Annotated in this window: 19 protein-coding genes and 1 tRNA gene; 14 read left to right on the forward strand and 6 right to left on the reverse strand. The window is 32.4% G+C overall.

What is annotated here, in order from left to right; genetic code table 11:
- Positions 1-7: 7 nt before the first annotated feature.
- Both V6251_RS13145 and miaB read right to left on the reverse strand, forming a co-directional pair.
- The gene (locus tag V6251_RS13145) at positions 8-931 is read right to left on the reverse strand and encodes a hypothetical protein (protein ID WP_341588582.1); all 924 of its coding nucleotides are present in this window, start codon (positions 929-931) and stop codon (positions 8-10) included.
- Positions 932-957: 26 nt separating this feature from the next.
- Positions 958-2,403: a tRNA (N6-isopentenyl adenosine(37)-C2)-methylthiotransferase MiaB gene (miaB, locus tag V6251_RS13150; RefSeq protein WP_145003294.1), complete on the reverse strand. Its 1,446-nt coding sequence runs from the start codon at positions 2,401-2,403 to the stop codon at positions 958-960.
- A 155-nt stretch (positions 2,404-2,558) separates the two neighbouring features.
- Here miaB and topA point away from each other — a divergent pair, with 155 nt between their 5' ends.
- The 7 genes from topA to V6251_RS13185 all read left to right on the forward strand — a co-directional run bounded on the left by topA (position 2,559) and on the right by V6251_RS13185 (position 12,189).
- A complete protein-coding gene (gene topA, locus V6251_RS13155) occupies positions 2,559-5,087 on the forward strand; it encodes a type I DNA topoisomerase (RefSeq protein WP_341588585.1) in 2,529 nt (842 codons plus the stop codon).
- A gap of 9 nt (positions 5,088-5,096) precedes the next feature.
- On the forward strand, positions 5,097-6,263 hold the full coding sequence (locus tag V6251_RS13160; protein WP_341588586.1) for a formimidoylglutamase: 1,167 nt from the start codon (positions 5,097-5,099) through the stop codon (positions 6,261-6,263).
- A gap of 169 nt (positions 6,264-6,432) precedes the next feature.
- Positions 6,433-7,794, forward strand: a complete 1,362-nt coding sequence (gene porK, locus V6251_RS13165; protein ID WP_445933623.1) for a type IX secretion system lipoprotein PorK/GldK — start codon at positions 6,433-6,435, stop codon at positions 7,792-7,794.
- 61 nt (positions 7,795-7,855) lie between these two features.
- Entirely contained in the window at positions 7,856-8,488 is a 633-nt protein-coding gene (porL, locus tag V6251_RS13170) for a type IX secretion system motor protein PorL/GldL (RefSeq protein ID WP_145003282.1), read from the forward strand.
- Positions 8,489-8,536: 48 nt separating this feature from the next.
- Positions 8,537-10,102, forward strand: coding sequence for a type IX secretion system motor protein PorM/GldM (gene porM, locus V6251_RS13175; RefSeq protein ID WP_145003279.1), 1,566 nt, complete (start codon positions 8,537-8,539; stop codon positions 10,100-10,102).
- A gap of 43 nt (positions 10,103-10,145) precedes the next feature.
- Positions 10,146-11,045: a type IX secretion system ring protein PorN/GldN gene (gene porN / locus V6251_RS13180; protein ID WP_145003276.1), complete on the forward strand. Its 900-nt coding sequence runs from the start codon at positions 10,146-10,148 to the stop codon at positions 11,043-11,045.
- A gap of 103 nt (positions 11,046-11,148) precedes the next feature.
- Positions 11,149-12,189, forward strand: a complete 1,041-nt coding sequence (locus tag V6251_RS13185) for an NAD(P)/FAD-dependent oxidoreductase (protein ID WP_341588589.1) — start codon at positions 11,149-11,151, stop codon at positions 12,187-12,189.
- A 6-nt stretch (positions 12,190-12,195) separates the two neighbouring features.
- Here the strand turns inward: V6251_RS13185 and V6251_RS13190 are convergent, their stop codons facing one another.
- Positions 12,196-12,594 (reverse strand): DUF983 domain-containing protein, encoded by a 399-nt coding sequence (locus V6251_RS13190; RefSeq protein ID WP_292942819.1) that lies wholly within the window; start codon positions 12,592-12,594, stop codon positions 12,196-12,198.
- A gap of 108 nt (positions 12,595-12,702) precedes the next feature.
- Between V6251_RS13190 and V6251_RS13195 the strand changes: the two genes are divergently transcribed.
- From V6251_RS13195 to V6251_RS13225, 7 genes are all read left to right on the forward strand, one after another.
- Positions 12,703-14,607 carry an ABC-F family ATP-binding cassette domain-containing protein gene (locus V6251_RS13195; RefSeq protein ID WP_339809175.1) on the forward strand — a complete coding sequence of 635 codons (1,905 nt, stop codon included), beginning with the start codon at positions 12,703-12,705 and terminating at the stop codon, positions 14,605-14,607.
- Positions 14,608-14,687: 80 nt separating this feature from the next.
- Positions 14,688-15,824, forward strand: coding sequence for an efflux RND transporter periplasmic adaptor subunit (locus V6251_RS13200; RefSeq protein WP_341588592.1), 1,137 nt, complete (start codon positions 14,688-14,690; stop codon positions 15,822-15,824).
- Positions 15,824-19,021: an efflux RND transporter permease subunit gene (locus tag V6251_RS13205; protein ID WP_341588593.1), complete on the forward strand. Its 3,198-nt coding sequence runs from the start codon at positions 15,824-15,826 to the stop codon at positions 19,019-19,021. Before V6251_RS13200 ends, V6251_RS13205 begins: the two co-directional genes overlap by 1 nt.
- Positions 19,011-20,327 (forward strand): TolC family protein, encoded by a 1,317-nt coding sequence (locus tag V6251_RS13210; RefSeq protein ID WP_341588594.1) that lies wholly within the window; start codon positions 19,011-19,013, stop codon positions 20,325-20,327. Before V6251_RS13205 ends, V6251_RS13210 begins: the two co-directional genes overlap by 11 nt.
- A gap of 185 nt (positions 20,328-20,512) precedes the next feature.
- Positions 20,513-21,328, forward strand: a complete 816-nt coding sequence (locus V6251_RS13215; protein ID WP_341588596.1) for a leucine-rich repeat domain-containing protein — start codon at positions 20,513-20,515, stop codon at positions 21,326-21,328.
- Between the two features lie 71 nt (positions 21,329-21,399).
- Entirely contained in the window at positions 21,400-21,582 is a 183-nt protein-coding gene (locus tag V6251_RS13220) for a CPXCG motif-containing cysteine-rich protein (protein ID WP_341588597.1), read from the forward strand.
- 119 nt (positions 21,583-21,701) lie between these two features.
- Positions 21,702-21,774 (forward strand) — tRNA-Met (locus V6251_RS13225).
- Between the two features lie 340 nt (positions 21,775-22,114).
- Here the strand turns inward: V6251_RS13225 and V6251_RS13230 are convergent.
- The 3 genes from V6251_RS13230 to V6251_RS13240 all read right to left on the reverse strand — a co-directional run bounded on the left by V6251_RS13230 (position 22,115) and on the right by V6251_RS13240 (position 24,048).
- On the reverse strand, positions 22,115-23,044 hold the full coding sequence (locus tag V6251_RS13230) for an IS3 family transposase (protein ID WP_341588617.1): 930 nt from the start codon (positions 23,042-23,044) through the stop codon (positions 22,115-22,117).
- Positions 22,933-23,367 (reverse strand): helix-turn-helix domain-containing protein, encoded by a 435-nt coding sequence (locus V6251_RS13235; RefSeq protein WP_341588598.1) that lies wholly within the window; start codon positions 23,365-23,367, stop codon positions 22,933-22,935. Before V6251_RS13235 ends, V6251_RS13230 begins: the two co-directional genes overlap by 112 nt.
- A 216-nt stretch (positions 23,368-23,583) precedes the next feature.
- A complete protein-coding gene (locus V6251_RS13240; protein WP_341588600.1) occupies positions 23,584-24,048 on the reverse strand; it encodes a hypothetical protein in 465 nt (154 codons plus the stop codon).
- Between the last annotated feature and the right edge of the window lie 515 nt (positions 24,049-24,563).

Below are 24,563 nucleotides of genomic sequence, written 5' to 3' on the forward strand. Positions count from 1 at the left end.
TAACTTTTTAGTTAGTGTAATTAAAATTTTCTTCTTGTACTAAGCTTATGCCATCTAAAGAAAATACACCTGTTCTACTTGTAATTCGGTTTGAGGTATTGTAAGTCATCATAAATGTAACTGTGTTTCCTTCTGCTGTAACAGAATTCCAGTTATTTGTACTATGAAACTGAACTATGATTGGTCCAGCCTCTTCAGTATAATCATCATCCAAAATAGATAACCAATATTGATCACTAAACCCTGCTTTTAAAGGATTGGTAAAGTTGTCGTATCCATAGGTTGTGTTGTTGTCATTTTCTCCAGAAGAAATTACAGATATGCAGTTTCCGTTAGCATTATAAGTTAAAATTTCTTGCTGGATGCTAAAACCGTCTTCAAACGATATTTTTTCAATTAATCTACCTGAAGCATCTTTTTTGTATTGCGTCTCTACTGGATTTCCTGCCTGTGTTTTAGTTATAGTATTTCCTGATGTTGTAAAGTTATAGGTGTAGTCTTCTGTGTCGTCTTCAAAGTCATCATATGCAATTTGAGAAATATTGTCTGAAGAATAGCTAATATTAGTTTGGTTGATTTGAGTAGATCCTTCAAAGTTTTTAACTGTAATAATTTTTCCAGAAGCGTCTCTAGTAAGCGTTCCGCTGGCTACTATTGGAAAACCAAAAGCAACAGTTTCGACATCTAAATCTGATACCTTATTATTGTCATTAAAAGTAAAATCTGTATTTATGGTTATTGGTCCTAAAAAAGGGACTTCTGTATCAACATCCCAAGTGTAGCTTGATAATTGTAAATCATCACTACCTGTTCCTTCTGTTGGGTCAGGATCGCCTGTAATTGTGTCGTCTGCAGCAAAGCCTTCTAAAGGTTCGTTTTGACAAGAGGTTATAAAGCCAAGTGTTACTAGTAATATAATTATTTTTTTCATGATATGTTATAATAAGGTCAATTCGATTAATTGTTTGCGCTGTTTACAGCTTTACCAATAAGTGTAGCTTTAGTACAATCTGTTACAGTTACGTTTACTAAATCTCCAATTTTATAATGTTCTTTTGGAAAAACAACAACAATGTTTTGTTGTGTGCGACCAGACCATTCTTGGTTTGATTTTTTTGATTCTCTTTCTACTAAAACTTCAACTGTTGTGTTTAAAAACTGTCTAGTTCTATATTCACTATGTATTAATTGTAGTGCTATGATTTCTCTTAGACGTCTACTTTTTGTTTCTTCAGGTATATCGTCTTCAAATTTACGTTCCGCTAAAGTCCCAGGACGCTCAGAGTAGGTAAACATGTATCCAAAGTTATATTTTACATATTCCATTAAGCTTAATGTGTCTTGATGGTCCTGTTCAGTTTCGGTTGGAAAACCTGAAATCATATCTTGACTAATCGCACAATTTGGAATTATTCTTTTAATATTATCTATTAAGGTAAAATATTCTTCTCGTGTATGTAAGCGATTCATTGCTTTTAATATACGATTACTTCCGCTTTGTACTGGTAAATGTATGTGATTACATATATTATCGTATTTAGCCATGGTTTCAATAACCTCAAGATGCATATCTTGTGGATTAGACGTACTAAATCTAATACGCATAGTAGGTTGTGCTTTGGCGCATAACTCTAATAGCTTAGCAAAATCTGTAGCAGTCGCTTTTTCAAAATCTGTGGCTTTTTCAAAATCTTTTTTCATTCCGCCACCATACCAAAGGTAGCTATCTACATTTTGTCCTAGTAATGTAATTTCTTTATAGCCTTTGTTCCAAAGATCATTTACTTCTTCAATAATACTTTGTGGATCACGACTACGCTCTCTTCCTCTTGTAAAAGGGACAACGCAAAACGTACACATATTATCACAACCTCTAGTTATTGATACATAAGCGGTAACACCATTACTGTTTAATCTTACAGGACTAATGTCTCCATAGGTTTCTTCTTTAGACAGTATTACATTTATCGCATCGCGACCTTCATCTACTTCGGCTATTAAATTAGGTAAGTCTTTATAGGCATCAGGTCCTACAACTAGATCAACTATTTTTTCTTCTTCTAAAAACTTACTTTTTAAACGTTCTGCCATACAGCCTAACACACCAACTTTCATTTTAGGGTTGATGTCTCTTTTTATAGCATTATACTTTTGTAAACGTTTACGTACTGTTTGTTCTGCTTTATCACGTATAGAGCAGGTGTTAACCAATACTAAATCTGCTTCTTCTAAAACTTGTGTCGTATTAAATCCTTCGTTTTGAAGGATAGAAGCAACAATCTCACTATCACTAAAATTCATAGAGCAGCCATAACTTTCTATAAAAAGTTTTTTACTATTCTCTTTTTTTTCAGGGATAACTAATGTCTCTCCTTGTTTGTTTTCGTCTATTGTCTTTTCCATAAATATATTGAAATCACTCATCTCCAATAAGCACGCAAAGATAGGATTATTTTAAAATTATGACAATCTGACAGACCTTTAATTTTAGCTAAACGTTATAAAATTAGGATGATAAATTTTTTTTGATATACCTTTGCACTCACAAAAATCGAAGAATGGCGAAGAATTTAGTAATAGTAGAGTCACCAGCAAAAGCAAAAACAATAGAGAAATTTTTAGGAAAAGACTTTAAAGTCGAATCCAGTTTTGGGCATATTGCTGACTTACCATCTAAGGAATTAGGAGTAGATGTAGACGGAGATTTTGATCCAAAATATGAAGTGTCTTCAGATAAAAAGTCACTAGTCAAAAAATTAAAAGATTTAGCTAAAAAAGCCGAAATGGTTTGGCTAGCAAGTGATGAAGATAGGGAAGGAGAGGCTATTGCATGGCATTTAGCCGAGTCTTTAAACCTAGATAAAGATAAAACAAAACGAATCGTTTTTCATGAGATTACAAAAACTGCAATTCAAAAAGCAGTAGAAAATCCTAGACAAATAGATTACGATTTAGTAGATGCACAACAAGCACGTCGTGTATTAGATAGAATTGTAGGTTACGAGCTATCTCCAGTTTTATGGCGTAAAGTAAAAGGAGGTCTGTCTGCAGGTCGTGTACAATCAGTATCAGTTAGATTAATTGTTGAGCGTGAACGCGAAATACAAGATTTTAACCCAGAAGCATCTTACAGGATTGATGCGGAGTTTTCAAACGAAGCAGGCCAATCTTTTAAAGCTAAATTACCAAAAACGTTTGGCACTAAAAAAGAAGCATTTGACTTTTTAGAAAGTAATGCAGCTGCTAACTTTAAGGTTGCTGATTTAACTAAAAAGCCAGCAAAAAAATCTCCAGCAGCACCATTTACAACGTCAACGTTACAACAAGAAGCATCACGTAAATTATATTTTTCTGTAAGTAAGACTATGACTATGGCTCAGCGTTTATACGAAGCTGGTTTGATTACTTATATGAGAACAGACAGTGTTAACTTATCTGATGAAGCTAGAAAAGGTGCCGAAAAAGAAATTATAGCAGCATACGGTAAAGAATACGCTAAAGAACGTAACTTTAAAGGTAAGTCCAAAGGTGCTCAAGAAGCTCACGAAGCGATTAGACCAACCGACTTTAAAACGCATAGCGTAGATATAGATTACGATCAAGCTAGATTATACGATTTAATTTGGAAACGTGCTATTGCATCACAAATGAGTGAAGCACAATTAGAACGAACAAATGTTAAAATTGAAGCAGATACGCATGACCAAACCTTTACAGCAAATGGAGAGGTAATTAAATTTGAAGGGTTTTTAAAAGTGTATTTAGAAGGTACTGATGATGAGGATTTAGAGCAAGAAGGTATGCTTCCAGCAATGAAAACCAATGAGACGCTTTTAAATAAATACATATCAGCTACTGAGCGTTATAGTCGTGCACCATATAGATATACTGAGGCTTCTTTGGTTAAGAAGTTAGAAGAGTTAGGTATTGGACGACCATCTACATATGCGCCAACCATTTCTACTATTCAAAACAGGAATTATGTAGAAAAAGGAGCAATTGATGGTGTTGAACGTGAGTACACACAGTTAATGTTAGAAGAAGGTAGTGTAAAGGATAATACGTTAACAGAAAAAGTAGGTTCAGATAAAGGAAAGCTTGTGCCAACAGATATTGGTATGATAGTTACAGATTTTTTAGTAAATCATTTTGAAAGTATTTTGGACTATAATTTTACTGCAAAAGTAGAAAGTCAATTTGATGATATAGCCGAAGGGAAGGAAGACTGGAAAAAAATGATGAAAACCTTCTATAAGAAATTTCATCCAGTTGTCGTTGATGTACAAGAAAATGCAGATAGAGAATCCGGAGAGCGTATCTTAGGTAAAGACCCTAAAACAGGTAAGCAAGTAAGCGTACGTTTAGGTAAGTTTGGTCCAATGGTACAAATGGGAACTGTAGACGACGAAGAAAAACCAACCTTTGCTAGTTTAAGTCCAGATCAGCAATTAGGTAGTATAACCTATGAAGAAGCAATGGATTTATTTAAATTGCCAAGAACTTTAGGTAAGTATGAAGATGAAACCGTAGAAGTAAATAATGGTCGTTTTGGTCCTTATGTAAAATACGGTGAAAAATTTGTATCCTTAGCTCCTGGTCAAGATCCATTAAATATAGAGATTGAAGATGCAATAGAACTTATTAAAGAAAAAGAAATTGCAGACGCTCCTGTGTATAATTATAAAGGACACGGAGTCACAAAAGGAAAAGGACGTTTTGGACCTTTCATTAAATGGAATGGTTTATTTATAAATGTCAATAAAAAATACGATTGGGATAACTTAACTAATGAAGAAATTGAAGAATTAGTTGATGCTAAAATTCAAAAAGAAATAGATAAAGTTGTTCATAATTGGGAAGATGAAGGCATACGTGTAGAAAAAGCACGTTGGGGAAGACATAATATTTTAAAAGGAAAAATTAAAATAGAGCTTCCTAAGACGGTAGACGCTGCAGCTTTAACCTTGGATGAGGTTAAAGATATGATCGAAAAGAAAGCGCCTAAAAAGAAAGCAGCAGCTAAGAAGAAAGCGCCAGCAAAGAAAAAAACAACCACTAAGAAAAAAACAACAGCAAAAAAGAAATAGTATTACATAATGAATTTTAATTTTCTTACTCCAGTCCCAGATACTGTTTTAGCGCATAATCAATTATTATCGCCTTTAAGTTTAGGTCAAAAAATTAAAATTCATTCTGAGCAGCATGGACTGCCAGATCTTAATAACGTTAAAATTGCAATTGTAGGCGTTCTTGAAAATCGAAACGATGTTAATTACATTGGAGAAGATTTTAATTTGAATGAAATAAGAAAATCATTCTACACTTTATACCCTGGAAGTTGGAGTTCGTCGATTGCAGATATTGGCGATATTCAAAAAGGAGATACTGTTGAGGATACTTATTTTGCCTTAAAAGAAACATTAATTACTTTAATAGAAAATAAGATTATCCCAGTAATAATAGGAGGTAGTCAAGATTTGTCCTACGTAAACTATCGTGCTTATGATAGTTTAATGCCAATGGTTAACATTGTAAATGTGGATAAATCTTTTGATTTAGGAGATTCTTCTAAACCAATAAAAAATACTAGCTTCGTTGGGAAAATTATTTTAGACGAGCCTTATAACCTTTTTAATTACGCCATTATAGGTTATCAAACTTACTTTAATAGTCAAGAAGAGATAGATTTAATGGAGCGTTTATATTTTGAACCTTATCGTTTAGGAGAAATATCTAATGATCTTACATTGGTAGAGCCAGTAATGCGTGATGCTAATATAGTTACGGTAGACTTAGGAGCCTTAAAAGCATCTGAGGTAAGTCAAAAACAAAAAGTTTCGCCAAACGGTTTGGATGGAAAAGAAATTTGCACAGTAGCAAGATATGCAGGAATCAGCAATAAAGTATCTTCATTTGGTATTTACGAGTATAAACCATCTCAAGATGACGACATTACATCCATGCTAATATCTCAAATGATATGGTATTTTATAGAAGGTGTAAATTGCAGAGTTAAAGATGATGATTTTTCTAATGGTGATAATCATCAAAAATTCATTACTTTAGCGGAGTCTCACGAACTAATTTTTTATAAGAGCACAAAAACAGGACGCTGGTGGATAGAAATACCATTTTTAGCAAATGTTAATAATAAATTAAAAAAACACACGTTATTACCATGCACGCATCAAGACTATCTAGATGCTTGTAATGACAAAATACCAGAGCGTTGGTATAAGGCATTTCATAAAAATAGCGTGTAATCGATATAGACGAACAGATAAACGACAATTAATATCGTTTAAATGTTAAATTTTTACGACGAAATGTATTTTTTTTTGTCTAAAAAGTTGTTTTTTAAAAAATATATAAATATGTTTACGCTCTTAAAAAATTTAAGAGTATAAAATTAACCTCGAGTTTTAAATGAATATGAAGAAGTTTGTATTATTAACAGCGGTTTTCGCACTATTAGTAAGTTGTGGATCAAAAGATAAGGGTCAGCTTGTTGGTGTCAAAGGTAAAAAATGGCACCCAGAAAAACCTTACGGTATGACATTAGTTCCTGGTGGAGCTTTTATTATGGGTAAAGCAGATGATGATTTAGCTGGAATCCAAGACGCACCTGCAAAAACAGTAACTGTAGCATCATTTTACATGGATGAGACAGAAATAACTAATAGTGAGTATCGTCAATTCGTAGAATGGGTAAGAGATTCTACAATCCGTACTAAATTAGCAATATTAGCTGATGAGGTTGGAATGACTCAAGCTGATGGTGGTATTGGAGAATTTGCTTTTAAAGATGCAGATACAACCAATTCTTCAGCTTACGAAAAATACATGCTAGATAATTATAGTGGTCTAGGAGAAACTGGTTATGAAGGTAGAAAACTAAATCACGATGTTGATTTAATTTTTGATACTGCAGACTATCCAGATGAGTATTACGTAGAGGTTATGGATACAATGTACTTACCATTAGAAGAATCTTATAACGGTCAACGTACTTGGGATGTAACTAAATTTAAGTTCCAGTATACTTATATGGATATAGCCAAAGCTGCAAAAAATAAAAACTTACGTCGTAAAGATGTAATTGTTAGAGAAGAGGTTGAAATCTATCCAGATACTACATCTTGGATTAGAGATTTTGCATATTCTTATAACGAGCCTATGCACAATGACTACTTTTGGCATGATGCTTACAGTGATTATCCTGTAGTAGGTGTGTCTTGGCAACAAGCTAAAGCATTTTGTGAGTGGAGAACAAAACACCATAATGATGCAAGAAGAGAAAGAAAAATGCATAACGTAGCACGTTATAGATTACCTTCAGAAGCACAATGGGAGTATGCTGCAAGAGGTGGTCTTCAAGCTGCAACTTTTCCTTGGGGAGGACCTTATGCTAAAAATGATAGAGGATGTTTCATGGCTAACTTTAAACCATTACGTGGTGATTACGCAGCAGATCAATCTTTATATACTGTAGAGGCTGATGCTTATGAGCCAAATGACTTTAACTTATATAATATGGCTGGAAACGTTTCAGAATGGGTAGACTCATCTTACGATCCTTCTTCATATGAATATGCTTCAACAATAAACCCAAGTGTAAATGATGCTAATAACAAACGTAAAGTTGTTCGTGGTGGTTCTTGGAAAGATGTTGCATATTACCTGCAAGTAAGTTCAAGAGATTATGAATATGCAGATTCTGCAAGAAGTTATATTGGTTTCAGAACTGTACAAGATTACATGGGAACAGACGTAACTGCTAACGCAAGACAATAATTAAACTAAACAACTAAATACTTAACAACTAAAACTTAACAACTAAAAAAACTTAGAAATTATGGCACAAAAGAAATTATCAACAATGAATATGGTTTATGGTATTGGAGCAGCAATTGTAATTATTGGAGCTTTATTTAAAATACAACACTGGCCTTATGGATCTCTTATTTTAACAATAGGAATGATTGTTGAAGCAATCGTATTTACTTTATCTGCTTTTGAAAAGCAAGGTGGTGAATTAGATTGGGCATTAGTATACCCAGAATTAGCAGGTGGACAAGCAACAACTAAAAAAGCTGCTAAAGAAGAGCCAAAAGATGCTGAAGGATTATTATCTAAAAAATTAGATAACTTATTAAGAGAAGCTAAAATTGATGGTGAATTAATGAGTAGCTTAGGTGCAAGCATCAAAAACTTTGAAGGCGCTGCAAAAGGAATTTCTCCAACAGTAGATTCTATGGCTGCAACTAAAAAGTATGGTGAAGAAATGTCCTTAGCTGCTGCACAAATGGAGTCTTTAAACAGTCTTTATAAAGTACAAATGGAAAGTGCAAGTCGCCAAGCTTCAATCAATGAAGAAGCTGTTGAAAATGCAACTAAATTAAAAGAGCAAATGCAATCTTTAGCATCTAACTTATCTTCTTTAAACGGAGTATATGGTGGTATGTTATCTGCAATGAACAAAAACTAATTAGTGATTAATATCAACTAATATTAATAAATAATAAACTAATTAGAAATGGCAGGAGGAAAACAGTCCGCAAGACAAAAGATGATTAACTTGATGTACTTAGTATTTATTGCAATGATTGCAATGACTATGTCAAAAGAAGTGCTATCTGCATTCGGGTTAATGGATAAGAAATTTGATAGAGCTAATGAGTTAGCTATCGCATCAAATAATGGTATTTTAACGCAGTTAAAAACACAGGCTGAAGAAAAGCCTGATGAATTTGATTCAGCAAATAAATTAGCTAACCAAATTAGTGCAATATCTGACGATTTTTATAAATTCTTAGGAACTGTAAAAACGAATGATATTGTTAAAAATGGAGGTTATGAGTTAGAAGCAAATGGTGATTTACCTTACGAAGAAATGGATAAAGGTGATAAACTTGATGAGCTTTGGTTTACTGGAGACAGATTAACAAAAAGAGGACAAGAGGTTTTAGACAGAATAGAGAAGTATAAGGCAGATATCAAAGCTGTATTACCTAAAGAAGGTAAATGGCAGCCTGTAGTTCAAAGTTTTGAAGATCGTTTTAGTACTGCTCCTGTTAAAGATAACGATGGTGTTGAGAAAAAATGGTTAGACTACCACTTCCAAGGTTTTCCAGCTATCGCATCTTACACTAAGTTAACTGCAATGCAAAATGATGTTAAAGCTACTGAGACTAATATCTACAACGGATTTTTAGGAAACTTAGTTAGTAACGCTACGTCTTTAAAAAATTATACAGCGATTGTTTTAGCTGATAAATCTGCGTTTTTTGCTGGAGAGAAATTTCAAGGAAAAGTAGTATTAGGTAAATATGCTAACGTTGCACCAACTAAAATGAGTGTAGCAGGTAAAGAAGTTGATTTGTCCAAAGCAATCGATTCAACTGGAGCAGCAACATTAGATTTTAATGTTGGTAACGTTGGAGAGCATGATATTGACGGTAAATTTACTTTCGTAGAAGATGGTAAAGAATTAGAAATTCCTATTATTGGAAACTACGTTGTAGTGCCAAGACCAAATTCAGCAACTATATCAGCTGATAAAATGAATGTGGTTTATAGAGGTGTTTCTAATCCAATGACTATTTCTTTTGCAGGTGTACCTGATAATAAAGTTAATGCTACTGGAGCAGGATTATCTAAAGCTAGTGGTATTGGAAAATACTCAATGAATCCAGGAACAGGTAAAGAAGTTACTATTAACGTAACAGCTAAACTAGATGATGGTTCAAATGCTTCAGATAGAGCGGTCTTTAGAATTAAAGATATTCCAAAGCCTACTGGAACTATTGCAGGTCAGTCTGAAGGTGGTTTACCAAGAAATAACATTGAAATTGGTACAATTAAAGCAGAATTGACTGACTTTGATTTTGATTTACCTTTATCAGTAACGTCATTTAAATTTAAAGTACCTGGTCAAGCTACTGTTAATGTTAACGGTAACAAACTTAATGGAACTGCTAAAGCTGCATTAAGAAAAGCAAGAAGAGGTGACGCAGTACAAATATTTGATATTAAGTCTAAAGCAAATTCAAGCGTTAGAATTAAACCAGCAAGTCCAATAGCAATTGAATTAGCTAACTAATCAAACTATTTGATTAATTAAAAATTATAAAAACAATTTTCAGATGAATTACAAATCTTTATTAGCAGTCGTATTTGGTGTTGCTTTTACCGCACAAATCAATGCGCAATCTAATATTCTTAATGCTAAATCTCCAAAAGAGATTGGTGTTAGAACAGATGAACAAAAAGCGTTAGATAACGATAAGCCTCTAGAATACGGTTATGTTGATGATAGAGATGTTATGTTTGCTAAAATGACTTGGGAGAAAGTTGTATTAGATGAGCGTGTAAACTTCCCATTGTACTACCCAGTAGATACAAATAACATTGGAAGTGATAGACGTTCTTTATTTGATGTGCTTACAAAAGCTATTGACGAAGGTCAAATCGAAAATGTATACAACGATTCTTATTTTACAGGAAAACGTACTAAAAAAGAGTTAGCTCAAATTAGAACAGCTGTAGATACTATGGACATTGGATACGATCAGTTAAATGCTGATGGTTATGTTGATCCAGAGTATATTACTACAACTACTATTTCATCTTATGATGTTTCTGCTTACTTAATTAAAGGTATGTGGTATTTTGATAAGCGTCAAGGTGAATTAAAATATAGACTTTTAGGTATAGCACCAGCTGCACCAGATGTTAACTATGTTAATTCTAATGACGAAGCTAATAAAGAACCTATTCCTTTATTCTGGATTTTTTATCCAGACGCAAGAGACATTTTACATGAAGCTAAAGCATTTAATGCTAAAAACAGCGCAATGCCTTTCTCTTTTGATCATATATTAAACGCACGTCGTTTTAGTGGTATCATATTTAAAGAAGAGAATGTTTTTGGAGACCGTAAGGTTGAAGAATATATTGCTGAAAATTCATTAATGCAATTATTAGAGTCTGAAAGAATTAAAGAAAAAATCAGAAACTTTGAGTTAGACATGTGGTCTTACTAATAACAGTTTGATTTAATTATATAAAAACGTTCACTGAAAAGTGAACGTTTTTTTGTTTTTACTAGTTTCTATATTATTCATTTAGATATTCTATTTTTGCATTATGAAAGTAGATTATATAATTGTAGGTTGTGGACTTGCTGGTATTTCGTTTTGCGAAAAGCTTAAAGCAAATAAGAAATCGTTTGTAGTTTTTGAAGATAGCTCTCAGCAATCATCCATTGTTGCAGGTGGATTATATAATCCTGTAACTTTAAAAAGATTTACTCCTGTTTGGAAAAGTGAAGAGCAATTAAAAACAGCCATACCTGTTTATAATCAACTGGAAAAAGATTTTGGTGTCGTCTTAGATTATAAGGTTCCAGTCAGACGACGTTTTACGTCTTTAGAGGAGCAAAATAATTGGTTTGAAGCATCTGATAAAGTCAGTTTAAAACCGTTTATAAATACTACACTTATAGATAATGCAAATCCTAATGTAGACGCACAGTTTAAGCTTGGAGAGGTTTTAAGTACCGGAAGATTAGACACTAAACTGTTAGTCCAAAATTATAAATCTGATTTATTATCTAAAGGTTGCTTGATTAGTCAGTCTTTTAATCATAATAGTTTAGTTTTTAAAGACAATCAAGTCGTTTATAATGATATTGAGGCTAAACACATTGTTTTTGCAGAAGGTTTTGGAATTAAGCAAAACCCATTTTTTAATGTATTACCATTAGGTGGTACAAAAGGACAGTTGTTAACTATACATGCACCAGAATTAAAATTGGATTATGTACTTAAATCCAGTGTGTTTGTAATACCATTAGGTAATGATACTTATCGTGTTGGGTCTACATACGAACAAAAAGATAAGACCAATACAATTACAACAGAGGCTAAAGATCTGCTTTTAGATAAGCTTAAAACCTTTGTAAAGTGTGATTTTAAAGTGTTGACTCAAGTAGCAGGTGTTAGACCAACAGTTAAGGATAGAAAACCTTTGGTAGGTAGACATAAAGATTTTAAAAACATGTACCTTTTTAATGGTTTAGGCTCACGTGGAGTTATGATAGCACCTTATGTAGCTAACCAATTATACAATTTTATAGAAAACAATGTAGCAATAGATACTGAGATTGATTGCAGTAGGTTTTACTAAATAGTGTTATTTTTTGGTAGTAGCTTTTTCGGCTAAATTTTTGTCATAACTCATAAAAATATTAATCCAAATATTTCTTGATAGTCTAACTATAACTGGGTAAAAGACAATCATTGCTGCAATAATAGCAATAAAAGCAGTGTTAAGTGTACTGCCTAAAAATATGTAACTTATTACAAAAGCAGCAACAGCAAAAGCAATTCCTACACCATAACTAACGTACATTGACCCATAAAAAAAGGAAGGTTCTATTTGATATTTAGTGTTACAATGACTACATCGCTCATTCATACTAAAAAGTTTATTTAGTACATATGGGTTTGGATTTGTATACATAGATTCTTGGTGACACTTTGGACAAGCACCTGTAAAAATAGAGTATAATTTAGAGCCTTTTTTAAACATAATAATTGTGTACTTTTGCAATTCAAAAAAAATGGTAGTGAAGTTTAAATCTTCAACTACAAATTTAAGTTTTATTCTTTCAACATTAAGTAACATAAGTCACAATTCATGCTAAATATTCATAATTTATCCATTTCATTTCAAGGAGAATACCTTTTTGAAGACATCACATTTAAATTAGGAAATGGTGATAGAGTAGGACTTATTGGTAAAAATGGAGCTGGAAAGTCAACGATGCTTAAAATTTTGTCAAAGGAATTAGAACCAGATTCTGGTCAGATTGCAGCAGACAAAACTCTAAAAATTGGTTTCTTAAAACAGGACATAGATTTTGTTTTAGGTAGAACTGTTTTAGAAGAATCGTATCAAGCTTTTACAGAAATTAAAGAGATTGAAGCAAAAATTGAGCATATTAATACGCAATTAGCTGAGCGTACAGATTATGAAAGTGATGCGTATCATGATTTTATGGTAGAGCTGAGTGATATACAACATCAATATGAGATTTTAGGTGGTTATAATTATCAAGGTGAAACTGAAAAAATACTACAAGGTTTAGGATTTAAACGAGAAGACTTTAATAAACTAACCGATACGTTTTCTGGTGGATGGCGTATGCGTATCGAGTTGGCCAAATTACTATTACAAAATAATGATGTGCTACTTTTGGATGAGCCAACTAACCACTTGGATATCGAGTCTATTATCTGGTTAGAAGGTTTTTTAAAAAATTATCCAGGTGCTGTCGCAATTGTGTCGCACGATAAGATGTTTTTAGATAATGTAACTAATCGTACTATAGAGATTTCTTTAGGACGTATCTATGATTATCCAAAACCTTATACGCAATATTTAGTGTTGCGAGAAGAAATTAGAACACAACAGTTAGCGTCTCAAAAAAATCAACAAAAACAGATAGAACAAACTGAAAAGTTGATTGAAAAGTTTAGAGCCAAAGCCAGTAAAGCAACTATGGCACAATCTTTAATGAAAAAGCTAGATAAGATTGATCGTATTGAGGTGGATGAAGATGATAATAGTGTAATGACCCTAAATTTTCCAGTGTCTATAACGCCAGGAAAAGTTGTGGTCGAAGCTAATAGTGTTTCAAAAAGTTATGGTGATAATCAAGTTTTGACTGGTGTTGATTTATTAATAGAACGTGATGTTAAAACTGCTTTTGTTGGTCAAAATGGTCAAGGTAAATCAACCTTAGCTAAGATTTTGGTTGGAGATTTAAAGCATGATGGTCATCTTAAGTTAGGTCATAACGTGCAAATAGGGTACTTTGCCCAAAATCAAGCAGAATATTTAGATGGTAGTAAAACCGTATTAGATACTATGATTGATGCTGCTAACGAAACCAATAGAAGTAAAGTCCGTGATATTTTAGGATCTTTTTTATTTAGAGGTGAGGAAGCAGAAAAATATGTTAGAGTATTGTCTGGAGGAGAGCGTAACAGGTTAGCGCTAGCTAAATTAATGTTGCAGCCATTTAATGTTTTGATAATGGATGAGCCTACTAACCACTTGGACATTAAATCTAAAAACGTTTTAAAAGATGCCTTACAGCGTTTTGAAGGAACTTTAATATTAGTATCTCACGATAGGGATTTTTTAAAAGGATTAACTAATACTGTTTTTGAATTTAAAGATGGAAACATTAAAAAGTATTTAGGAGATGTTGATTATTATTTAGAGCAACGTAATGTTGAAAACTTACGTGAAGTAGAAAAACGAACGGTTATTAAAAGTCAGCCTAAAGAAACACCTAAACAATCCTACGAAGACCAGAAAAAAGTTAAGTCCTTAAATAACAAGTTAAGTAATTGCGAGTCTAAAATTAATCAATTAGAAAAAGATATTAAATCAATTGATGCTGAGTTAGCTACTAATTACGACGAAACCGTTGCTAAACCTAAGTTTTTTGAAAATTATCAAGCTAAAAAAGACCAATTAGCAAAGCTAATGCAAGATTGGGAAGATATCACGTTGCAATTGGAAGCCTTTTAGTCATTTCTTTTAGGTTTTTTTTAACATTTAACGTCTAAACTATAGGCTAATTTTGTGGTCTTACCGTCAAAACCAAGTACATGCGCAAAATTATACTATCAATCTTAGGTGTTTTATTTATTATTGCTGCCATTTTTATTTCTAAATCTTTAGTAGATAATAAAAATAAACCAAAGCCTATAGCAGCTAAAGTTATTAAAACTGTATTTACAGATACGGTCAATAATACGACTATACCTATTGTAATTGCTGCAAATGGAAACTTAACAGCTAAGCAACGTGTGGAGCTTTACTCGGAAGTACAAGGTATATTTCGTAATGGTAGTTACCTTTTTAAACCAGGTCAAAACTATCGCAAAGGTCAAACCTTAATTCGTGTGGATGCTGCAGAGTATTATGCTAGTGTACAATCTTCAAAAAGTAATTTATACAACTCTATAGCTGCAATAATGCCAGATTTACGTTTGGATTTTCCAGATGTGTTTCAAAAATGGCAAAGCTATTTGACTAGTTTTGACTTAAACAAAACCACACCAAAATTACCAGAAATATCATCAGATAAAGAAAACTACTTTATTACTGGTCGTGGCATTATAACTAATTACTACAATGTAAAAAACTTAGAACAACGCTTATCTAAGTACACAATATCTGCACCTTTTAATGGGATTTTGACTGAGGCTTTAGTTACTGAGGGTTCTTTAATTAGAAATGGTCAAAAACTAGGAGAATTTATTAATCCTTCAGTTTATGAGATGCAAGTTGCTATTAGTAAAAGCTTTGCCAATATCTTAAAAGTAGGCGAAACCGTTAGTTTAACTAATTTAGATAAAACAGAATCTTATACAGGTAAAGTGTCGCGTGTTAACGGTAGTATTGACGCAACCACACAAACAGTTACTGCTTTTATTGAAGTTGAAGATAGTAACCTTAAAGAAGGTATGTATTTAGAAGCAAATTTAAATGCTAAAAGTATAGACAACGCTATTGAGATAGACCGAAACTTACTAACAGACAACCAAGAAATATTTGTTATAAAGGACAGTTTGCTGGATGTGATGCCAGCTAAACCAATTCATTTTTCTGATACTAAAGTAGTTTTAAAAGACGTACCTAACGGAACAGTTATTTTAAAACGTACCGTTCCAGGAGCGTATGCAGGAATGTTAGTACAGCCATTTGTTGAAAATAACAAAACAAACAATAGCGCAGAATAATGAGAAAAATAATCACTTATTTTATCAAATATCACGTAGCAGTTAATGTCTTTATTTTAGCATTTGCTGTTTTTGGTATTCTAGGATATTCGTCTTTAAAATCTTCGTTTTTTCCTTTAGTGGAGTCTAAAATTATTAACGTTAGTATAGCGTATCCTGGAGCATCTCCTCAAGAAATTGAAGAAGGTATTGTACTTCAAATCGAAGAAAATTTAAAAGGTCTTAAAGGTGTCGATCGTGTCACCTCTGTTTCTAGAGAAAATAGCGGAACAATTACTGTCGAGATTGAAAAAGGTGAAAACCTTGACTTTATGCTACTTGAGGTGAAAAATGCAGTGGACAGAGTGCCAACCTTTCCAACAGGTATGGAGCCTCTAGTCGTTTCAAAACAGGAAGAAGTCCGCCAAACTATTTCTTTCGCTTTAAGCGGAAAAGACATTCCGTTAGCCACATTAAAACAATTAGGTCGTCAGGTAGAAAATGACTTACGTGCTATTGAAGGTATTTCGCAAATTGAAGTGTCTGGTTATCCTGAAGAAGAAATTGAAATTGCTGTAAATGAAGGCAGTTTGTTAGCGTATAATATAACATTTAGTGATGTTGCCAATGCAGTATCAACATCTAATATATTAGTAACAGGAGGTAATATAAAAACAGATGCAGAGGAGTATCTGATTAGGGCTAACAATAAACAATATTACGGAGACGAAATGTCTAACATTATTGTCAAAGCTTCAGCAGATGGCAAAGTAGTGCGTTTAAAGGATGTCGCTATTGTCAGAGATCGTTTTTCTGAAACACCAAATGCCACGTATTTTAATCAGCAATTAGCAGTTAATATTACTGTTACAAGTACAAATAATGAAGATCTTATAACCTCTGCAGATAAAGTTAAGGATTACATTATTGCGTATAATCAAAAACATAATAATGCACAATTAAATATTGTAAGAGATTTATCTATTACATTAAATCAGCGTACAGAGTTGCTTGCAGAAAATGCTATTGTCGGAATGATTTTGGTATTAGTATTTCTATCGCTATTTTTAAATACAAGATTAGCATTTTGGGTAGCCTTTGGGTTACCAATTTCATTTTTAGGAATGTTTATTTTTGCAGCACAGTTTGATGTTACTATTAACGTATTATCCTTATTTGGGATGATTATTGTTATTGGTATTTTAGTGGATGATGGTATTGTAATTGCAGAGAATATATATCAACATTACGAAAAAGGTAAGAGACCAATTCAAGCAGCTGTTGATGGTACAATGGAAGTAATTCCTCCTGTGGTTTCAGCAATTATAACAACATTATTAGCCTTTTCGCTATTCTTATTTTTAGATAGTAGGATTGGAGAGTTTTTTGGTGAAGTTTCCGTCATAGTTATTCTAACCTTAGTGGTATCATTGGTTGAAGCATTAATTATTTTACCAGCTCACTTAGCGCATTCTAAAGCTTTACGACCTCATGTTGAAGAAGAAAATCCATCAAAACTAAAACAGTTTTTTGGTAAAATGAGGTTTATTAATAAGTCGGGAGATAGATTGATGTCCTTTTTAAGAGATAAAGTTTACACACCAACTTTAGACTTTGTACTTGAGTTTAAAATATTGTCTTTAGGTATTTTTATTGGGTTGTTAGTGTTAACTTTTGGGTCTATTGGAGGAGGTATTATTGGTGTAACTTTGTTTCCAAGTATAGCTAGTGATACGGTTACCATTCAGCTAGAAATGCCTAACGGAACAAATGTTAAGGTTACAGATTCTATTATTTCTATGATAGAAGAAAAATCTTTTATAGTTAATCAAGAGCTAACAGAAAAGTATTTAAAAGGATCAGATAAACAATTGTTTGAAAACACAATTTTGACACTAAGTAGTAGTTCTAGCGCATCTTTAAGATTAAATATGCTTCCAGGAGAAGAACGTCCAGACGCCATTAAAGCGTCAATGGTTGCTAATAGATTAAGAGAGTTAGTCGGACCAGTTATTGGTACAGAGCGTTTAATATTTGGATCTGGAGGAAACTTTGGTGGTAGTCCTGTATCTGTATCGTTATTAGGTAATAATATCGAAGAGCTTAAAGCGTCTAAAATAGAAATGAAAAACTATTTAGAAACTAATCCGCTACTTAAGGATATAGAGGATAATGATCCAGCTGGTATTAAAGAAATTAGATTGCAACTTAAAGAAAGTGCTTATCTTTTAGGGTTAGATTTACGTACAGTAATGACTCAAGTACGTTCTGGATTTTTTGGTGTGCAAGCACAACGTTTTCAGCGTGGACAGGATGAGATTAGAGTTTGGGTTAGGTATGATAGACCAAACAGAAACTCGATTAACGATTTAGACGATATGCGTATTTTAACACCAACTGGAGAGCGTGTTAATTTAAAAGATATTGCTAGCTATACAATTGAAAGAGGTGATGTCGCAATTAATCACTTAGAAGGTTTAAGAGAAATTAGAGTATCTGCAGATTTAAAAGATCCTAGTACAAGTAGTACAGATATTTTGGATGATATTAAAGCTAATTTTATTCCGCAATTACAATCCAAATATCCAACAATTACAGCTTCATTTGAAGGACAAAATAGGGAAGCAACTAAATTATCAAGTTCTTTAGCGCAAGCAGGAATACCAATTTTATTGCTAATATATATTACAATAGCTTTTACTTTTAGAAGCTACAGTCAACCTATATTACTGTTATTATTAATTCCTTTTAGTTTAACAGCAGTAGCTTGGGGACACTGGATATTAGGGTTTCCGGTTAACATTTTATCGCTATTAGGTATAATTGCGTTAATAGGTATCATGGTTAATGATGGGTTGGTACTTATCGGTAAGTTTAATAGTAACTTAAAAGAAGGTATGACGTTTGATGTAGCAATTTCTGAAGCTGGAAAATCACGTTTTAGAGCCATTTTTCTAACGTCTTTAACTACAATTGCAGGATTAGCACCTTTGCTATTAGAAAAAAGTAGACAAGCACAATTTTTAAAACCTATGGCAATCTCTATATCTTTTGGTATAGCATATGCAACTGTTTTGACCTTATTAGTGTTGCCTTTATTTTTATCGTTTAGTAATACTATTAAGCAAAAAGCTAAATGGTTGTACACAGGTAATGAGGTAACTAAAGAAGAAGTAGAACGTGCTATTAAAGAACAAAATGAAGAAAATGAGCATTAATTACAATCTAGTTATAGCAATATTTTGTTGTGTTACCATAGGTAAAGCGCAAGATGTTTTAACACAAGAACAAGCTGTAAAATTAGCTTTAGAAAATAACTACGGAATTAAAATAGCGAATAACGCACTTAGAGTTGCCGAAAATAATACAAGCATTTTAAATTCTGGTTTTTTACCCACACTTACAGGTAATGCAGGAGCAACTTATAATTTAGATAACACCGAAGCTGAATTTTCAAACGGAACATCAACCGTTTTAAATGGAGCAGAAAGTGATAGGTATAATGCTTCAGTGAGCTTAAATTATACACTATTTGATGGTTTAGGTAGACGTTATAATTATAAAAGCTTAAAAGAACAATACCAATTATCAGATTTGCAAGCCAGAGAGACTATTGAAAATACAATTACACAGTTGTTTTCTGTATATTATAGCGTCGCACAACTTACAGAAAATTTAGATGCCTTATCAGAAACATTGAATGTTTCAAAGGATAGATTAGTACGTGCACAATACCAATTTGATTACGGTCAAAATACTAAATTAGGTGTTTTAAATGCCGAAGTGGATATAAATAACGACAGTATAAATATAATCTCTGCTACGCAACAATTAAAAAATGCAAAGCGTGACTTAAATGTTGTATTAGGTAATGCTTTAGAATCGGATTTTTCTGTTAGTACAGCAGTAGACTTTACTTTACAGTTTCAAAAAGATAGCTTATTTGAAAAAGCAAGAACTAGAAATGTAGCTTTACTTCAAACAGATAAAAATATTGCAATAAGCCAATTGGATATTAAATCAAGTAAATCAGGCTACTTGCCAACAGTAGGCTTAAATGGAACTTACGGTTGGAATAAAAACAATAATAATGCAGCATCTTTTGTAGCAGTTAGTACAAATACAGGCTTATCTGGAGGTTTAAATTTAACATGGAATTTGTTTGATGGAGGCGGAACAATAACTAGAGTGAAAAATGCTAAAGTTAATCTAGAGACGCAACAACTTCAAAAACAAAACATCTTAATAGGTATTGAAAGAGATTTTGAAAATGCTTGGGAAGATTTCTACAATAAGCTAAATATATATACAATACAACAACAAAATATTATAACTTCAGAAAGTAATTTTGAACGTACGCAAGAGCAATTTAAAATTGGTCAAGTTAATTCAATCGAGTTTAGACAAGCTCAGCTTAACTTACTTAATGCGGAATTAAGTAGAAACCAAGCAAAATATGAAGCTAAATTAGCAGAATTACAATTGCTACAATTAAGCGGTGAATTATTGAATGTGAAGTTTTAAAGTTTTTATTTTCAATCGTTTAAAACGGTTTAGAATTTTAGTGAACGACGAGATATTGACTTTAGTTTTGTAAAATGGAGTTAAATTTCGAATTAAATGTTAATGTTTAATGCATTTAATCGAAATAATTTGTCATTTAACCTCTTTTGTGTTAAGTTTGATGTAGTTAATCCTAAATCATTAACATGAAAACGATAAAATTAACTTTAGTGATGTTTCTTTTTGCTTGTGTAGCATTCGCAAGTGTATCAAATTCTGAGAAAGAAGCTTTAATAGCACTTTATAATAATACTAATGGACCAGAGTGGAATACTACTTGGGATCTTGATGCCTCAATAAATACTTGGCATGGCGTTACAATTTTAGATTCTAAAATTGTAAGTTTAAATTTGTCATTTAATAATCTACAAGGATCAATACCTTCAGAAATAGCACAATTAAGCAACTTACAAGTATTAAATCTAAGTTTTAATAAGTTATCCGGAGATCTGCCAGAAACTATGTCTAGCATGCAAAGCTTGTATTCTTTACAATTGTTTTTAAATCAATTTGATGGAGAAATTCCTAACTGGATTGGTAGCCTTTCTAATTTAGAATCTTTAGCATTATACAGTAATCAATTTACAGGAGAAATTCCACAGTCAATTACAAGTCTAACTAAATTACGTAACTTAGAGTTAGGAAGTAACTTTTTAAGTGGAACAATACCTTTTGATATTAGTAACTTAAAATCATTAAAAAAATTAAGCTTATTAGATAACCAATTAGAGGGTCAAATTCCAGAAAGCATTGCCGAATTGTCAAACCTTGAAGAGTTAGTGTTATCAAGCAATAAGTTGTCTGGAACGTTACCTTTTGAGTTATCTCAATTATCTAATTTAAAATTAGTTATGGTAAGTGATAATTTACTAAATAATGATTATCTTACAGTAGTGGACGACTCGCCAAACAAAATGGCATTATTTTTAGAAGACTCAGAAGTTGTTTTAAACCAAGAATAACTTTCTGTTAAAATATATTTAAAATAGTCAACCTTTGGTTGGCTATTTTTATTTTTGATAAAAAGTAAGTTATGTTTGAACACTATTTTCAATGTCCATATTGTTGGGAAACCATATCAATGTTACTAGATCCAAGTGTAACTAAGCAAACTTATGTAGAGGATTGCGAGGTGTGTTGCAATCCAATTCAAATTTCTCCACAATTTGAGGAGGCTGAACTTATTGGTTTTGAAGCCATTAATATTGAGCAATAAAAAAAGTTGAAATAATGCTTGTAATATGCAAAAAGGGTTGTATATTTGCAGTCCGAAACGATTAGGTCGATATTATGAATCGAAAGTTAAAAGCTAAGATAATCTTCGGAAATAAAAATCGCGGGATAGAGCAGTAGGTAGCTCGTCGGGCTCATAACCCGAAGGTCACTGGTTCGAGTCCAGTTCCCGCTACTAATTGGAATTACTTCAAAAACAACGGTTTGGCTTTCGCTAAACCGTTTTTTTATGCATACTATTTTTGATTATCTTGCACAAGAATTGCAAAATGAATACGAAATTGAATACGATTTAACTTTGAAAAAAAATTATTCTCCCCCTAAGATTTACTCAGCAAACGGAGACCTCAAAAAACGTTGGTATGTTTATTTTTCTTATCGGGACCCTAATACAGGAAAGTTAAAACTGTATTATACTGATATAGGTTGACCTTTTTTTGTTAATATTTTCCAGTTCAAAAGATTTTTTTTAGACGTTTAGAAGGTAAAAAAAATAGTTTGAACTAGGTCCATTCTTAAATCGTTAGTTCAGGTAAATTTACATTATTTTTTCGATAGGATTTGTATTTAATGTTTGGATTCAGATGGACTTCAGTAGGTTTTCTGAGATTCAGGCTAAAATAGTTTCTCAAATTGTTATAAATATACACCGTTTGTCGTGTCATTTTTTGTGCTAATTCAGTGTTTTTAATGTTTTGTTTTAGCCCGTATTCGTATTTAAGAGTTCTGTTAATGCGTTCTGCTACTGCATTTTCATAAGGGTCGTATTGTTCAGTCATACTCATTGCAATTCCATTATCTTCAGCAAACTGCGTGTATTTGGGGTTGCAGTATTGGAATCCTCTATCTGAATGGTGAATAAGTTTTCGATTAGGATATTTTCTGTTTTTAATAGCCATAGCTAGCGCATCTGAGCAAAGCGATGTTCTCATATGATTATCAAGTTTGTAACCCATAATTTGCTTAGAATAGGCGTCTGTGACTAACGCTAGATAGTTGTGTCCGTTTTCTGTTTTAATATAAGTGATATCACTAACCCAGAGTTGTTCCGGTCGATTAGGAACGTGGCCTTTTACAAGGTTCTTATACTTTTTGTACATATGGTTTGAGTTTGTAGTTGTGATGTAATTTTTAGTTTTTGGAATCAAAAGATTATTTAGTCTTAGGAAGCGATAGAACTTGTCTTTAACTATCTTGATACTAGCATTAATAAAGTCTTTCTTTAACTCCTTGTGTAGTTTTATTCCACCAGTTTTAGAGCCTACTTTTTTACGGTAGTCTTTAACCATTTTGATCATTTTTTGATGATCTATTTCTTTTTTCTGTTGCGTTCTTAGTCTTTTGTAGAAGGCTTGTTTAGATATCCCAAAACATCCATAGAGCCATTTTCTTTTATACGCTGTTTTTTCTTTTGCTCTATCTCTTTTGCTAATGTTTTGGGTAATGACTTTTTTGACATATCGACTCCTGTAATAAGTTCCATATCAGCGATAATGTCCTGTTGGAAGTCTTTTTGAAACTCAAGCTCTTCAATCTTCTCCTTTAGCTTTTTAATCTCATCGTTTTTGCTTATACCCATTTTTTGTTGCACTAAGGTACTGTATTTTCTTAACCAATAAGAAATAGTTGTTCTAGGAATATCATATTTTTTAGAAGCTTGGTTGTTTGAAATCTGACCATTTAAGATTTGGTCAACGACTAAAAGTTTGGTTTCTAAAGTAGCTTTTTGATAGCTTTTTTTTAGCCGGTGTTCATTTTTTGTTTTCATAAGTGACTGTAATTAATTGCTTAATTTTTAGTCAACCTATTTCAGGAAAATTCAGAGCCACAATGAATGGCAACGTGTTTGTATATGGTTTGTTGCGTGTTTCAGCACCTAATTTAGCAAATAAATCACAGATAGAATATTCCGCAGGAATGTTCGTAAGTCGGCAGTGACCAAGCAATTAATTATACACGGTGTTGTAGCCAGTTTTTATTTTCGTTAAGTTTGATGTTGTTCAACTTTTGTTACTTTTCCGTTTTCAAAATATATGTCCAAAACGTCTGGGTCAATATTAAAAAGTCCAGGAACAAATCCAAGTTCATACGCAATGTGATTTTCGTTGTATGAGTAAAAATCTTGTCCTAATAATTTTGTTATTTCTTCTTTCGTTTTTCCAATTAGTATTTTACTTTCAATAATGTCTTCGGACATTTTATATCTTTCCTCAACATTTGTTTCCCATTCTTGTTTGTCAAAATCATTTGATGGATAATACGATGCTGAAAATATCCACAAATAAATAAGTCCAATGTAAATTATCGGGCTAAAAAATATAGTCGGAATTAAGGCAATTAATTTTCTGCTCTTCTCATTTCCTAAATTCAGTCTTTTTAAAATCCATTTGGATAAAAAGTAGGTTGGAATGGCAAGAATCAGAATTATAAATGGAACCTCAATACTCATTTAATAGTAGTTTTTATTATTTTTTTATTTCGAAATTTGCCCAATTCAGAGTGTTGAAATTCACATTCCGATAATTAGTTAATTCCGATTTATTAAAAATCAGTTCCACGTCATTTTCGGTTCGGTCAAAATTTACAATCCAAGGCGAACAAATTCTGTCAGTCAATTCAATTGATTCCGAAATCGAATTATTTTGGTCAGTTATTTTTCCAATAATTTCAATTCGGTATGAGTTTTTCAGTTTCTCATATTTTGAGATTTCAAATCCGTTTTCACAATTCAGAGTTTCGCATATCAATTCCGCAAACTTTTTCCCTTTATCAAGAGAATTTTGGTTTTTAGTAATTAAAGTTAGTCGAAAGTTTTTCATTTTCTCAAATTGGCTACAACGTTGTTGTATATGGTTTGTTGCGTGGTTTAGCAAGTAATTTAGCAAATAAAAACCGAATAGAAAATCCGCAAGGATTTTCGTAAGTAGGCTAGAACTAGCAATAAATTATATACGGTGTTAGCCA

This window comes from Olleya sp. Ti.3.14, from assembly GCF_038154885.1.
Lineage (GTDB): Bacteria > Bacteroidota > Bacteroidia > Flavobacteriales > Flavobacteriaceae > Olleya.